At 74.0% G+C, this 13,152-nt stretch carries 14 protein-coding genes; 7 read left to right on the top strand and 7 right to left on the bottom strand.

Features of this window, described 5'->3' with window-relative positions; translation table 11 throughout:
- Positions 1-30: 30 nt before the first annotated feature.
- Together GA0070609_RS18720 and trmB are read right to left on the bottom strand one after the other, a co-directional pair.
- Complete coding sequence (locus tag GA0070609_RS18720; RefSeq protein ID WP_088994983.1) at positions 31-2,535, bottom strand: DEAD/DEAH box helicase; 2,505 nt, start codon at positions 2,533-2,535, stop codon at positions 31-33.
- Between the two features lie 241 nt (positions 2,536-2,776).
- The gene (gene trmB, locus GA0070609_RS18715; protein WP_088994982.1) at positions 2,777-3,490 is read right to left on the bottom strand and encodes a tRNA (guanosine(46)-N7)-methyltransferase TrmB; all 714 of its coding nucleotides are present in this window, start codon (positions 3,488-3,490) and stop codon (positions 2,777-2,779) included.
- 135 nt (positions 3,491-3,625) lie between these two features.
- Here trmB and GA0070609_RS18710 point away from each other — a divergent pair, with 135 nt between their 5' ends.
- On the top strand, positions 3,626-4,165 hold the full coding sequence (locus GA0070609_RS18710; RefSeq protein WP_408630602.1) for a hypothetical protein: 540 nt from the start codon (positions 3,626-3,628) through the stop codon (positions 4,163-4,165).
- 10 nt (positions 4,166-4,175) lie between these two features.
- Positions 4,176-4,844 (top strand): class F sortase, encoded by a 669-nt coding sequence (locus tag GA0070609_RS18705; RefSeq protein ID WP_088994980.1) that lies wholly within the window; start codon positions 4,176-4,178, stop codon positions 4,842-4,844.
- A gap of 73 nt (positions 4,845-4,917) precedes the next feature.
- Here GA0070609_RS18705 and GA0070609_RS18700 read toward each other — a convergent pair whose 3' ends face one another.
- The 3 genes from GA0070609_RS18700 to GA0070609_RS18690 all read right to left on the bottom strand — a co-directional run bounded on the left by GA0070609_RS18700 (position 4,918) and on the right by GA0070609_RS18690 (position 7,056).
- Complete coding sequence (locus GA0070609_RS18700) at positions 4,918-5,229, bottom strand: antibiotic biosynthesis monooxygenase family protein (RefSeq protein ID WP_088994979.1); 312 nt, start codon at positions 5,227-5,229, stop codon at positions 4,918-4,920.
- Positions 5,230-5,269: 40 nt separating this feature from the next.
- A complete protein-coding gene (locus tag GA0070609_RS18695; protein ID WP_088994978.1) occupies positions 5,270-6,067 on the bottom strand; it encodes an exodeoxyribonuclease III in 798 nt (265 codons plus the stop codon).
- 68 nt (positions 6,068-6,135) lie between these two features.
- Positions 6,136-7,056: a proteasome assembly chaperone family protein gene (locus tag GA0070609_RS18690; protein WP_088994977.1), complete on the bottom strand. Its 921-nt coding sequence runs from the start codon at positions 7,054-7,056 to the stop codon at positions 6,136-6,138.
- Positions 7,057-7,476: 420 nt separating this feature from the next.
- On the opposite strand from GA0070609_RS18690, the gene GA0070609_RS18685 reads away from it, so the two are divergent.
- From GA0070609_RS18685 to GA0070609_RS18680, 3 genes are all read left to right on the top strand, one after another.
- Positions 7,477-8,310 (top strand): peptidase M23, encoded by an 834-nt coding sequence (locus tag GA0070609_RS18685; RefSeq protein WP_088994976.1) that lies wholly within the window; start codon positions 7,477-7,479, stop codon positions 8,308-8,310.
- A 104-nt stretch (positions 8,311-8,414) separates the two neighbouring features.
- Positions 8,415-8,558: a hypothetical protein gene (locus GA0070609_RS33650; RefSeq protein ID WP_172899365.1), complete on the top strand. Its 144-nt coding sequence runs from the start codon at positions 8,415-8,417 to the stop codon at positions 8,556-8,558.
- Between the two features lie 42 nt (positions 8,559-8,600).
- Entirely contained in the window at positions 8,601-9,344 is a 744-nt protein-coding gene (locus tag GA0070609_RS18680; protein WP_088994975.1) for an EcsC family protein, read from the top strand.
- 227 nt (positions 9,345-9,571) lie between these two features.
- On the opposite strand, the gene GA0070609_RS18675 is transcribed toward GA0070609_RS18680, so the two are convergent.
- Both GA0070609_RS18675 and GA0070609_RS18670 read right to left on the bottom strand, forming a co-directional pair.
- Complete coding sequence (locus GA0070609_RS18675) at positions 9,572-10,411, bottom strand: GDSL-type esterase/lipase family protein (RefSeq protein WP_088994974.1); 840 nt, start codon at positions 10,409-10,411, stop codon at positions 9,572-9,574.
- A gap of 126 nt (positions 10,412-10,537) precedes the next feature.
- Positions 10,538-11,146, bottom strand: coding sequence for an antibiotic biosynthesis monooxygenase (locus GA0070609_RS18670; protein WP_088994973.1), 609 nt, complete (start codon positions 11,144-11,146; stop codon positions 10,538-10,540).
- 207 nt (positions 11,147-11,353) lie between these two features.
- On the opposite strand from GA0070609_RS18670, the gene GA0070609_RS18665 reads away from it, so the two are divergent.
- The gene (locus GA0070609_RS18665; protein ID WP_088994972.1) at positions 11,354-11,617 is read left to right on the top strand and encodes a DUF6343 family protein; all 264 of its coding nucleotides are present in this window, start codon (positions 11,354-11,356) and stop codon (positions 11,615-11,617) included.
- 12 nt (positions 11,618-11,629) lie between these two features.
- A complete protein-coding gene (locus GA0070609_RS18660) occupies positions 11,630-13,042 on the top strand; it encodes an NADP-dependent succinic semialdehyde dehydrogenase (RefSeq protein ID WP_088994971.1) in 1,413 nt (470 codons plus the stop codon).
- Positions 13,043-13,152: the final 110 nt, after the last annotated feature.

Genomic DNA, 13,152 nt, shown 5'->3' with positions numbered 1-13,152 from the left:
ACATCCCGGACGGCCCTCGGCGGCAGAATTTCAGAGTTGGCCGACGGACGTGATCCGGACGACCGCCGCGCCCACCTCGTCCGACGCGGCGAGGTCGACCTCGGCGCTGATGCCCCAGTCGTGGTCGCCCTCGGGATCGTCGAGGATCTGCCGGACCGTCCAGCGCTCCCGGCCCTGCTCGATCATGAGCAGCGCCGGCCCGCGGGCGTCCGGCCCGGTCCCGATCGCGTCGTAGGAGTCGAAGTACGGCTCCAGCGCGTCCGCCCAGGCGTCCGCGTCCCAGCCGTCGGTGGCGTCCAGCTCGCCGAGGAGGTCCCAGCGGCGCAGGGCGGCCAGCTCCACCCGGCGGAACAGCGCGTTGCGCACCAGCACCCGGAACGCGCGGGCGTTGCGGGTGACCGCCGGCGGCCGGTCGTCCAGGGACGACGCGACCTCCTCGACGTCGGACGGGTTGCGCAGCCGCTCCCACTCGTCGATCAGGCTGGAGTCGACCTGGCGGACCAGCTCGCCGAGCCACTCGATGAGGTCGACCAGCTCCTCGGTCTTGGCGTCCTCCGGCACGGTCTGGCGCAGCGTCTTGTACGCGTCGGCGAGGTAGCGCAGCACCAGCCCCTCGGAGCGGGACAGCCCGTAGAACTGCACGTACTCGGTGAAGGTCATCGCCCGCTCGTACATGTCGCGGACGACGGACTTGGGGGAGAGCTGGTGGTCGGCCACCCACGGGTGCCCCTGCCGGTACATCTCGTACGCCGACTCCAGCAGCTCCGCGAGCGGCTTGGGCCAGGTCACCTCGTCGAGCAGTTCGAGCCGGGCCTCGTACTCGATGCCCTCGGCCTTCATCGCGGCGACCGCCTCGCCACGGGCCTTGAACTGCTGCGCGGAGAGCACCTGCCGCGGGTCGTCAAGGATCGACTCGATCACCGAGAGCGCGTCGAGGGCGTACGCCGGGGACTCCCGGTCGAGCAGTTCGATCGCGGCCAGCGCGAGCGGCGACAGCGGCTGGTTGAGCGCGAAGTCGAGCTGGAGGTCGACGGTGAGCCGGACCCGCCGCCCGGTCTCGTCCGGCTCGGGTAGTTCCTCGACCACCCCGCCGGCGCGCAGTGCCCGGTAGATGGCGATGGCGCGCCGGATGTGCTTCCGCTGGGCGGCGCGGTCCTCGTGGTTGTCGGTGAGCAGGTGCCGCATCGCGGCGAACGCGTCCCCGGGCCGGCCGATCACGTTGAGCAGCATCGAGTGGCTGACCTGGAAGCTGGAGGTGAGCGGCTCCGGTTCGGCCTCGACCAGGCGCTCGAAGGTGGGCTGGCCCCAGCCGATCGAGCCCTCCGGCGGCTTCTTGCGCACCACCTTGCGCCGCTTCTTCGGGTCGTCGCCGGCCTTGGCGAGCGCCTTCTCGTTCTCGATCACGTGCTCGGGGGCCTGCACCACCACCCGGCCGACGGTGTCGAAGCCGGCCCGGCCGGCCCGCCCGGCGATCTGGTGGAACTCGCGGGCCTTGAGCAGCCGGGTGCGGGTGCCGTCGTACTTGCTCAGGCCGGTGAAGAGCACGGTGCGGATCGGCACGTTGATGCCGACGCCGAGGGTGTCGGTGCCGCAGATGACCTTGAGCAGGCCGGCCTGGGCGAGGGTTTCCACGAGCCGGCGGTACTTGGGCAGCATGCCCGCGTGGTGCACGCCGATGCCGTGCCGCACCAGCCGGGACAGCGTCTTACCGAAGCCGGAGGTGAACCGGAAGTTGCCGATCGCACTCGCGATCATGTCCTTCTCGGCGCGGGTGCAGACGTTCACGCTCATCAGCGCCTGGGCGCGTTCCAGCGCGGCGGCCTGGGTGAAGTGCACGACGTAGACCGGGGCCTGCCTGGTCTCCAGCAGCTCCTCGAGGGTCTCGTGCAGCGGCGTCATCGCGTACGAGAAGAGCAGCGGGACCGGCCGCTCGGCCGAGCGGACGACGGCGGTGGCCCGCCCGGTGCGCCGGGTCAGGTCGTCGACGAACCGGGTGGTGTCGCCGAGCGTCGCGGACATCAGGATGAACTGGGCCTGCGGCAGCTCGATCAGCGGTACCTGCCACGCCCAGCCCCGGTCCGGCTCGGCGTAGAAGTGGAACTCGTCCATGATCACCTGGCCGACGTCGGCCCGCTCGCCCTCGCGCAGCGCGAGGTTGGCCAGGATCTCGGCGGTGCAGCAGATGATCGGGGCGTCGGCGTTGACGCTGGCGTCGCCGGTGAGCATGCCGACGTTGTCGGCGCCGAACACCTCGCAGAGGGCGAAGAACTTCTCCGACACCAGGGCTTTGATCGGCGCGGTGTAGAAGGTGGTCCGGTCGTCGGCCAGGGCCGCGAAGTGCGCCGCGATGGCGACCAGGCTCTTGCCGGAGCCGGTCGGGGTGTTCATGATCACGTTGGCGCCGGAGACGATCTCGATGACCGCCTCCTCCTGGTGGGGGTAGAGGTCGAGACCGCGCTCCTTCGCCCAGCCGGCGAACGCGTCGTAGAGGGTGTCGGGGTCGGCGCTTGTCGGCAGCGCGGCGGTGAGCGTCATAGCGCGTCCATGGTGCCTGGATCATGGCCCCGCGCGCCAACCGGGCCGGGCAGAGCCACACAAGCCGGGCGGGTCGGGCCGCTCAGGCCGACCGGGCCGGGCCGTTCCGGCCGACCGGGCCGAACCGCTCAGGCCGACCGCGCCGACCGGGCCGGGCCGCTCAGGGGCGACCGGCGCCGACCGGGCGGGCCGTCCCGGCAGGGCCGAGGAGCGCCGACGGGGCCGGGCCGGTCGCCGCGGGTCAGCGGCGGCGGTGGACCAGGTCGAAGATCTCCCGCCCGGCGGTCAGGGCGCGCCGCTCGAACTTGGTCACCGGCCGGTGCGCCGGGCGCGGCGCGTAGCCGTCGTGGGCGTTCACCAGCCCCGGGTCGGCGTCCAGCGTCTGGCGCATCGCCGCGGCGTACTCGGCCCAGTCGGTGGCGCAGTGCAGCGTGCCGCCGGGCGCCAGCCGGGAGCGCAGCAGGGCGACGTGCGCCGGCTGGATCAGCCGCCGCTTGTGGTGCCGGGCCTTCGGCCACGGGTCGGGGAAGAAGACGTGCACCGCGTCCAGCGAGCCGGCCGGCAGGGCCCGGACCAGGTCGAGCGCGTCGCCCCGGGCGACCCGAACGTTGCCCAGTCCGTGCCGCCGGACCAGGTCCAGCAGGTTGGCGATTCCGGGCGTGTGCACCTCGACCGCCAGATAGTCTCGATCCGGATCGGCAGCGGCCATCGCGGCGGTGGCGTCACCCATGCCGGACCCGATCTCGAGCACCAGCGGGGCCCGGCGCCCGAACAGCTCGGCCGGTTCGACGGCCGTCCGGCCGTCGTCCGGGACCGCCAGGCCGTACGCCGGCCAGAGCTGCTCCAGCGCCGCGCGCTGGCGGTCGGTCAGCCGGCCGCGGCGCGGGTGGAAGGTGCGGATCGACCGGGCCGCGGGCGGCGCGACGGTGGCGGGTTCGGAGTCGGTGGTGGTCACAGCGACCCGAGCGTACGCGACGGCCGCGCCGGATCGGATGTGATGTACGACCGGGGATGAGAGGATCCATCCCGTACGGCAGGCCCGGGCGCCTCGGCTGTCCGGCACTGCTCCAGCGCGCCGGGAGGGGGCGTCGTGTCAGTGACCCGCGATGGTCTGGCGCTCTCGATCGCGGCCCTGCTCGCCGGCCCGCTGCTGGCGGCAGCCCCGGCCCAGGCCGCGCCGCTGGCCGCTCCCCAGCCCATCCCCGGCCCGACCGTCTTCGTCGAGGTGAGCCCGAGCACCGTCGAGCCCGGTTTCCTGGTCGGCGTCAAGGCCAGCTGCAAGGACAATTCGATCCCGGCGATCGTCGTCTCGGACGCCTTCGGCCGGGTGCAGGTGCAGCCGCAGCGGGGGTTGCTGACCGCGGCCCCGATGGTCCGGGAGCGCACCCGGCCGGGCAACTACCGGGTCAAGCTGGAGTGCCCGGACGGGGAGACCGCCTCGACCATGCTCCAGGTGGTCAAGGCGGTGAAGCCCAGCCGCGGTCCGGCGACCGGGTTCGGTGGTGGCGCCGGCGGGATGACCGGCGGGCTGCTGATCCCCGGCGGGCTGGCGCTCACCGTGGTCGGGCTGGTCGTCTGGGTGCTGGCGCTGCGCCGGCCCCGTACCGTCCGCGGCGCCGCCCGACGGTGAGGCCGCCGCCATGACGACCACCGCCCGCAGCGCGCAGCCGGGTCGCCGCCGGCCCGGTGGCCGTAGCCCGTGGTCGATTCCGCTGGCCGTGGTGCTGGTGCTGGTCGGGGTCTTCGCCACCGGGGCGGGCCTGGGCCGCTCGGTGGGGCCGCTGGACTGGGTCGCCGCCGGTGGTGACCGGCCGGCCCGCGGCGAGTCCGGCGGGCTGAAGGCCAGCCGGCCGGTGCGCCTCTCGGTGCCGGCGATCAAGGTCGCCGCGCCGGTGGAACCGGTCGGCCAGGCCCGGGACGGGTCGATCGCCGTACCGCCGCTGAGCCGGCACCACGAGACCGGCTGGTACGACCGCGGGCCGACCCCCGGTGAGCCGGGCTGGGCGGTCATCGTCGGGCACGTGGACACCAAGGACGGCCCGTCGGTCTTCCACGACCTGGGCCAGCTGCGCGCGGGCGACACCATCGAGGTGACCCGCGCCGACGGCTCGGTGGTGGCGTTCCGGGTCGACTCGGTCGAGCGGTTCCCGAAGGACCGCCTGCCCGCCGACCGGGTCTACCGCGACGACGGCCCGCCCGGCCTGCGCCTGATCACCTGCGGCGGCGAGTTCGTCGGCGGCCGCACCGGCTACACCGACAACGTCATCGCCTTCGCCTCCCTCACCACCTCCCGGAACGACCAGAGTTGATCATGAGGTTGGCGGCAGCCGAGGAGATCGACATCGCCGTCAACCTCATGATCAACGGGGGTGGCGGGGTGGGTCAGGGGACCTGCTGGACGACCTCGAACTCCAGGAGGGTGGCGCCGGAGGCGACCGGGGGGCGCTTCGGTTCGCCGGGGGCGGCGGCGTGGGCGGCCCGGGAGGGGCCGGCGGCCCACGCCTGGTACGCCTCCTCGGACTCCCACTTGGTGTAGACGAAGTAGCGGTTCTCCCCGCCGACCGGGCGGAGCAGCTCGAAGCCGAGGAAGCCGGGGGAGTTCTCCACCGCGCCGGCCCGGGCGGCGAACCGCTTCTCCAGTTCCTCGCCCGCCCCGGGCGGCACCTCGATCGCGTTGATCTTCACGACTGCCATGCCCTCACCCTAACCAGCGGCCGGATGCGGGCCGGCCCGGTCAGAACGACTCGACCGCCGGCACCAGCTCCACGTCGACCACGATCGGGGCGTGGTCGGAGGGGCCCTTGCCCTTGCGCGCCTCCCGGTCCACGTACGCCGAGCGGACCGCTCGGGCGAACGACGCCGAGGCGTACACCAGGTCGATCCGCATGCCCTTGTTCTGGTGGAACATCCCGGCCCGGTAGTCCCAGTACGTGTAGGGGTGCGGACCCTTCATCGGGGTCGGCACCACGTCGACCAGGCCGAGGTCGCGCAGCGCCGCGAGGGCGGCCCGCTCGGCCGGGGTGACGTGGGTGGAGTGCCGGAACAGCGCCGGGTCCCACACGTCGGCGTCGGTCGGGGCGACGTTGAAGTCGCCGCAGACCGCCACCGGCAGCTGGCCGGTCAGCTCGGTCTCCAGCACGTCCCGCAGCGCGCCGAACCAGGCCAGCTTGTACGCGTAGTGCGGGTCCTCCGGCGTCCGGCCGTTCGGCACGTACACCGACCAGACCCGCAGGCCGGCGCAGGTGGCCGAGATGGCCCGGGCCTCCGGCTCGGGGAAGCCGGGCTCGCCGGTGAACCCGACGGTCACGTCGGACAGCCCGACCCGGGACAGGATGGCCACCCCGTTCCACCGGCCGTCGCTGTGGCTGGCCACCGTGTAGCCCAGCTCGCCCACCTCGGCCACCGGGAAGGCGCCGTCCGGGCACTTGGTCTCCTGCAGGCAGACCACGTCCGGCCCGGTGCCGGCCAACCAGTCCAACAGCCGGGGCAGGCGGGCCTTCACCGAGTTCACGTTCCAGGTCGCCAGACGCATGGCACCAGCCTGCCGTATCCGCCGCCACGCCGCCGGGTCAGCCGCCCGGGGTGTCGCGGCCCGGCCGGTCAGCTCGGCGGGTTGTCACCCGGGCGGGTCTGCTCGGCCAGGAAGCGTTCCAGCTCGGCGCCGAGTTCGTCGGCGGTGGGCAGCGGGCCGGTCTCGGCAGCGAGCAGATTCTTCTCGCCACGGCCGCGGGCGAACGCGTCGTACTGCTCCTCCAGCGCCTGGACCAGCGCGGCGGCGTCCTCGGTCTGGGCGACCTGCCGGTCGATCTCGACCCGGACCACCTCGGCGGACGCGCGCAGCCCGTCGCGTGGCAGCAGCAGCCCGGTGCTGCGGGAGACCGAGGCGAGCAGGACCTCGGCGGCGGCCGGGTACTCGCTCTGCGCCACGTAGTGCGGCACGTGCGCGGCGAAGCCGAGCGCGTCGCGGCCCTGCTCGCCGAGGCGGTACTCCAGCAGGTGGCCGACGCTGCCCGGCACCTGCACCCGCTGCAACCACGGCTCGTAGCCGGCGATCAGGTCGCGCCGGGTGGCGTGCGCGGTCACCCCGGTGGGCCGGGTGTGCGGCACCGCCATCGGGATCGAGTTCAGCCCGACGGTGAGCCGGACGTCCAGCCGGGCGGAGAGCCCGGCGACGGCCGCCACGAACCGCTCCCACTGCAGGTCCGGCTCGGGGCCGGTGAGCAGCAGGAAGGGTGTCTCGTCGTCGTCGTGGAGCAGGTGCAGCTCCAGCTTCGGCGCGTCGTACGACTCCCAGTGGTCCTCGACGAAGGTCATCACCGGCCGGCGGGAGCGGTAGTCGAAGACCTGGTCCACGTCGAACCGGGCGATCGGGCGGGACTCCAGCGAGTTGAGCAGTTGCTCGCGGGCCAACCGGGTGGCGTTGCCGGCGTCGACGAAACCGGTCAGCGCCTGGATCAGGACCGGCTGACCGAGGTCGGGCAGATCGTCGGTGAGTTCGTACAGCTCGTGTGGGTCGAGCACCGGTGCGGACCTCCCTGAAGGCGCGTACGGGTCGCCGCTGCGGGACGGCACCCGGTTCGGGGAACGTACCCGCCATCCTGCTGCATTCCTTCCCGCTTCGGTCGGGCGGCCGGCGGGTGGGTTGGGATGGGTGGGTATCGCCCGATCTCGTCGGGCGGTCGGCCAGTGTTGGCCGTTCGGCCGAAACGCCCATCGGCCGTACGGGTGATCTGGTCGATCATGGGGTGGTCCCCGGAGGATCGCGAGGTTTCCGCCTGCCGTCCGGAGGTTGCGGCGATCCGGAGGTCTGCCGGTTCCGCGAGGTCCGTGCCCGGAGGCGCCCGGGTCGCCCCCGCCGTCCGGGCGCGGTCGCCGATACTGTAACGAGGACCACGTGATCACCGTGGGTGATCGGGGTTTCGGCCTGCCTAGCCTCGGCTGATGCGTGACGACCGCACCCTCGACACCCAGACCACCCCCGGTGACCTGACTGACCGTTCGGACGATACCCCGTCGACCGATCGGTGGACAGCCCTCCGCGCCTCCGCCGCGTACGCCCGGAACCTGCTGCACGGGCCGGCCCGGGCCCGGGTGGCGCTCGCCACCGGCGTGCTCTGCTGCCTCAGCCTGGCCGCCGTCGCCCAGACCCAGGGGGAGAGCGCCGACGCGGCGGCCCGCGGCGAGGCGCTCACCGCCCGCGCCGAGGCCACCCAGCGCGCCGAGCAGGACCGGCCCAGCCGGGACGCGGACCGGGCGGCCACCTCGGCCACGCCGGCCGCCGACCCGGACACCGACACCCGGCCCACCCGCAAGCCGCGGCCGGTCGATCCGGCCCCGGTCGCCGGGCTCACCGAGGCGCAAATGGAGAACGCCGAGGCCATCGTGCGGACCGGTCGGGAGATGGGCGTGCCGCGCCGCGCGCTGGTGATCGCGGTGGCCACCGCCATGCAGGAGAGCAACCTCTACAACTACGCCAGCGGCGTGCTGCCCGAGTCGCAGAACTACCCGCACCAGGCCGTCGGCTGGGACCACGACTCCGTCGGCCTGTTCCAGCAGCGCCCGAGCAGCGGCTGGGGCCCGGTTCGGCGGCTGATGGAGCCGGAGTTCGCCACCCGGCAGTTCCTCTCCGCGCTCGAGCAGGTGCCCGGCTGGCAGCGAATGCGGCTCACCGACGCCGCCCAGGCCGTGCAGATCTCCGCCTACCCGGAGCACTACGCCAAGCACGAGTGGCGGGCCACCAAGGTCGTCGAGGCGATCGTCCTGAGCGGGAAGTAGTCTCCTCCCGACCACAGTGGACGGTGACGGATCCGGCGTTCCGGGGTTCGCACCTTGTCGGTCCGGGGTACACATGAGTGAGGTACCACCGACAGGAGGACGTCATGGCTCTGATGCAACGGATCAGCGCGTTCCTGCGCTCGCCGAAGGGGCAGCAACTGGTCGACCGGGGCCGCCGGGAACTGGCCAAGCCGGCCACCCAGCAGAAGCTGCGGGGTCTCGCGGCCAAGTTGCAGAAGCGCCGCTGACCCCGCCGTCTCCGCCCGTACCGACCCCTCGCAGGAGATGACGTGACCGACTCCGCGCCCGCCGACGGCCAGCCCGTCACCCCGCCCGCGGCGGTGCCCGCGACACCACAGGACGCCCCGGAGGGGCCGCCGGCCAAGCTCTGGGACCGGATGCGGGAGGACCCGCAGTACGCCCCGGAGCATCTCGCCCTGGAGGCCGTCCGCCGGCTCGGTCCCGAGGCGGCGCAGTGGGCCGCCCGGGTCCGGTACGAACAGCCCGGGGCGCCCGCCGAGGCGCTGGCCGACCAGGCGGTCCGCCGGTTCGTCAACCGGGCCCGGCTCTCCGGCGCGGTGAGCGGGGCGGCCGGCCTGCCCGGCGCGGTGATCGACGTCGGGGTGCTGGCCTGGACCCAGGCCCGGATGGTGCTGCACATCGCCGCCGCCTACGGGGTCGACCCGGTGCACCCCGACCGGGCCACCGACCTGCTCGTCCTGCAGCGGGTGCACAAGGTCGCCGAGAGCGCCCGGCTGGCCCTGGGCGTGGCCGCTGGCCGGGAGCGGGCCGGCGCCCTCTTCGGCTCCGGCGGTCAGCAGGCGCTCGGCAAGGTGATGCTGCGGCTCGGCGTGCGGCTGGCCCAGATGGCCGGGGTACGCGCAGCGAAGCGGGTCTTCGCCAAGGTGGTGCCCGGCGCGGCGATCATCCTCGGCACCTGGGCCAACTCGTCGGCCACCAAGGACCTCGCCGAGCGGTCCCGGGCCCTCTACCGCCAGCACGGCACCGGCGTACCGGAACCCCGCCGGCCCTGACCGGCCCGCCGCGGCGACGGCGTGCCGGGGACGGCGTGGCGGGCGGGACCGCCACGGCGACGGTGTGGCGGGCGGGACCGCCGCGGCGACGGTGTGGCGGGCGGGACCGCCGCGGCGACGGTGTGGCGGGCGGGACCGCCGCGGCGACGGTGTGGCGGGCGGGACCGCCGCGGCGACGGTGTAGCGGGTGGGACCGCCCGCACGCCGCCGGTCGGCCGGCGCGGTGGTCAGTCGGTGCTGCCCCAGGCGCGCCAGCTGACCTCGGCGAGTCGGCCCTGCCCGGCCGCGTTCGGGTGGAACCAGTCCAGCGGGTTGACCAGGTCCAGGCCGAAGCGCACCCGGTGCACCGCGCCGCCGTCGTAGCGGCAGCGCGACCCGTACGCCCGGCAGGCCGCGGCGAGCTGTCCGTTGTAGGCGACGATCCGCTCCCGGACGGCGGCCCGCCGGGCGCGATCGGCCGGAGCCTGCGAGGTGGGGGCGGCCAGCAGCGCCGGGCAGACCCCCCGGTCCCAGGCCCGCACCGCCCGCGCGTCGGTGTGCCCGACCTGCCAGAGCCGGTACAGGTCGGGAATGCTCACCACCAGCACCCGGGCCTTCGGCCGGCCGGTGCGCAGCGCCCGCAGCCCCCGGTCGACCTGCGCCCGGAACTCGGCCACCGGGGTCATCGCCTCGACCCCGCCCCGGCAGACGTCGTTCGCCCCGATCAGCACGGTGACCCGGTCCGGCCGGTCGCGTACCGCCGCCTCGGCCTGGCCGACCAGTGCCGCCGCACGCGCGCCCGGCCGGCCGTGGTTGAAGGCCCGGCCCCGGACGCCCGGATCGCGGTCGAGCAGCCGCCGGTAGTGGCTGCGCACCCGCAGCCCGTCCCCGGTCGACCAGGAGTTGCGTTCGCACGAGGTGAGCACCAGGCAGGAGCCGAAGCCGGTGCTGAGCGAGTCGCCGAGCGCGGAGATCCCGCCGGCCCCCGGCGGCGCTCCGGTCGGCCCGGGCTCGGCCCGGCCGCCCTCGCAGGCGAGCGCGACCAGTGCCACCAGGCAGGCGACGGCGGCGACCCAGCGTCGAGGCATGACTTCCCCAGTCCGGCAGCGGAGAGCGACAGCCCGGTAACTCTATGCGTCCGCCGTCGGGGCTGGGTCGGCTCGTGTCGGCTATGCGGCACACCGCTGCCGCACCCGAGCCGTACGTGGTAGGGGTCAGCGGCGGCTGCGCCAGGGCATCGGCTGGCCGTGCAGCCACCAGTGCAGCGCCCGGGTGATCCGGGGCAGCACCAGGTAGGTCATCAACGGTGTCAGGCAGAGCGTCATCAGCAGCACTCGCGCGGCGACCGGCACGCCGGCGATCAGCCGGCCGGTGAGCAGCGTGGCGGTGAGGCTGAGCGGGAAGAACGCCAGCCAGATGGTCACCGCCTGCTTCCAGCGCGGCGGCGACGGCGGCACGGCGGGCTCGACGGCGGCCGCCAGCTCCTCGACGCTGCGCTCCCGCGGCGGGTCGAACCAGCCCTCGATGCCGGTGCGCCGCTCGGCCCGGGTGTGCTCGACGATGCCCTGCGCCGAGGTCAGCCACCAGCGTCGCTGCGGGGACTCCTCCCACCGGCGCAGCGTCTCGGCGTCGGCGAAGCGGTACAGCATGTGCCACTCCGGGGACCCGGGCGCGGTCTGCACCCAACCGGCACCGAGGAAACCCGGGAACACCTCGGCCAACGCGGTGCCGGCCCGCATCCACGCCACCATCTCGCTGCTGCGGGCGGGGTCGACACGCCGGGTCATGGCGACCGTCACCGGCGCCGCGTGGGTCGTGGTCATGCCCCCATCCTCCCCGGCCCGACCGGCGCCGCCCCGGTCGCGGCGCACCGCTGTAACGCACCCCACCGGCCCGGCACGGGACCGACCGACGGCTGGCCCCGCCCTGCTTACCCGCTCGGGCGGCCGGAACACCGGTCCGGTCCGTCGACGCCACCAGGCGGGTCGGAACGCCGGTTAGCCGCGACGCTGCGGGGGTAGGTCGAGGGAATGACGAGAGCGCAGCCCCGACGCGCCCGCGGCACGGTCGGCCACGCCTACAGCGCGTTGAACCTCCGGCTCGTGCTCGCCGGCTTCGGCCTGCTGACCATGGCCGTCTTCGCCGTGCTGGCGTTCCGGGCCGACCTGGTCTGGCTGGGTGTCCTCTGCGTGCTCTTCGCGGTGGTCGCCGTCGTCGACCTGGTCATCATCCAGCGTCGCCGCGCCGCTCGCCGCCGGGAGGAGCCGGGCGTGCGGCACTCACTCTTCGAGTGACAGGAGTACGAGATGCCCATCGCCACCACCAACCCGGCCACCGGACAGGTGCTCAAGACGTACGACGCGATGCCGGACGAGGAGATCGACGCCGCCATCGAGCGGGCCGACCTGGCCTACCGGCAGCTGCGCGGCACCACGGTCGACCAGCGGGGCCGGTGGCTGACCGCGGCGGCCGACCTGCTGGAGGCCGACCGCGACGCCACCGCCCGGCTGATGACCACCGAGATGGGCAAGACGTACGCGGCGGCGAAGGCCGAGGTGACCAAGTGCGCCACCGCCTGCCGGTTCTACGCCGCCAACGCCGCAGCCTTCCTCGCCGACGAGCCGGCCGACGCGCCGGCGGTCAAGGCGACCCGGGCGTTCGTCCGCTACCAGCCGATCGGGCCGGTGCTGGCGGTGATGCCGTGGAACTTCCCGCTCTGGCAGGTGCTGCGGTTCGCCGCCCCGGCGCTGATGGCCGGCAACACCGGCCTGCTCAAGCACGCCTCGAACGTGCCGCAGACCGCGCTGCTGCTGGAGGACCTGTTCCGCCGCGCCGGCTTCCCCGAGGGCGCGTTCACCACCCTGCTGGTCGGCTCGGACGCCGTCGACCGGATCCTCAGCGACCCCCGGGTCCGGGCCGCGACGCTCACCGGCAGCGAACGCGCCGGCCGATCCATCGCCCAGATCGCCGGCCGGGAACTGAAGAAGACCGTGCTGGAACTCGGCGGCAGCGACCCGTTCGTGGTGATGCCCTCGGCCGACCTGGACCGGGCCGCCGAGGTGGCCACCACCGCCCGCTGCCAGAACAACGGGCAGTCCTGCATTGCCGCGAAACGCTTCATCGTGCACACCGACGTCTTCGACGCGTTCGCCGAGCGGTTCGCCGCGAACATGTCCGCGCTGCGCGTCGGTGACCCGATGAACGACGACACCGACGTCGGACCGCTGGCCAGCGAGGGCGGCCGGGACGAGATCCACGCCCAGGTACGCGACGCCGTCGACCGGGGCGCGACGGTGCTCTGCGGCGGCGAGCCGCCAGCCGGACCGGGCTGGTACTACCCGCCGACCGTGGTGACCGACCTGACCCCGCAGATGCGGATGTGGGGCGAGGAGGTGTTCGGGCCGGTCGCCGGCCTCTACCGGGTGTCCTCCTACGACGAGGCGATCGAGGTGGCCAACGGGACCAACTTCGGGCTCGGCTCGAACGCCTGGACCCGGGACCCGGACGAGCAGGAGCGGTTCGCCACCGACCTGGACGCCGGCAACGTCTTCGTCAACGGGATGACCACCTCCTTCCCGGAGCTGCCCTTCGGCGGGGTGAAGAACTCCGGCTACGGCCGGGAACTGTCCGCGCTGGGGATGCGCGAGTTCTGCAACACCAAGACGGTGTGGGTGGGCGAGGGAGCGGCCTCGGCCGGCGCCGGGGCGCACGCCGAGTAGGACGATGGGGGTTCGCCACGACGGGTAGGGCGACCGGTTCGCCACCCGGACAGGGCGGCGACCGGGGATCGCGGCGTAACCGGACGCCGTCGTGGGTACGGAACGACCGC

Origin of the sequence: Micromonospora echinaurantiaca (genome assembly GCF_900090235.1) — a bacterium.
GTDB classification, from domain to species: domain Bacteria; phylum Actinomycetota; class Actinomycetes; order Mycobacteriales; family Micromonosporaceae; genus Micromonospora; species Micromonospora echinaurantiaca.
This window is presented reverse-complemented; position numbering and strand designations above follow the sequence as displayed.

Bases quoted from the DNA above. Each gene is read 5' to 3' on its own strand.
- GA0070609_RS18720 (WP_088994983.1), bottom strand. From the start codon at position 2,535: ATGACGCTCACCGCCGCGCTGCCGACAAGCGCCGACCCCGACACCCTC.
- GA0070609_RS18705 (WP_088994980.1), top strand. From the start codon at position 4,176: ATGACGACCACCGCCCGCAGCGCGCAGCCGGGTCGCCGCCGGCCCGGT.
- GA0070609_RS18700 (WP_088994979.1), bottom strand. From the start codon at position 5,229: ATGGCAGTCGTGAAGATCAACGCGATCGAGGTGCCGCCCGGGGCGGGC.
- GA0070609_RS18695 (WP_088994978.1), bottom strand. From the start codon at position 6,067: ATGCGTCTGGCGACCTGGAACGTGAACTCGGTGAAGGCCCGCCTGCCC.
- GA0070609_RS18685 (WP_088994976.1), top strand. From the start codon at position 7,477: ATGCGTGACGACCGCACCCTCGACACCCAGACCACCCCCGGTGACCTG.
- GA0070609_RS33650 (WP_172899365.1), top strand. From the start codon at position 8,415: ATGGCTCTGATGCAACGGATCAGCGCGTTCCTGCGCTCGCCGAAGGGG.
- GA0070609_RS18675 (WP_088994974.1), bottom strand. From the start codon at position 10,411: ATGCCTCGACGCTGGGTCGCCGCCGTCGCCTGCCTGGTGGCACTGGTC.
- GA0070609_RS18670 (WP_088994973.1), bottom strand. From the start codon at position 11,146: ATGACCACGACCCACGCGGCGCCGGTGACGGTCGCCATGACCCGGCGT.
- GA0070609_RS18665 (WP_088994972.1), top strand. From the start codon at position 11,354: ATGACGAGAGCGCAGCCCCGACGCGCCCGCGGCACGGTCGGCCACGCC.
- GA0070609_RS18660 (WP_088994971.1), top strand. From the start codon at position 11,630: ATGCCCATCGCCACCACCAACCCGGCCACCGGACAGGTGCTCAAGACG.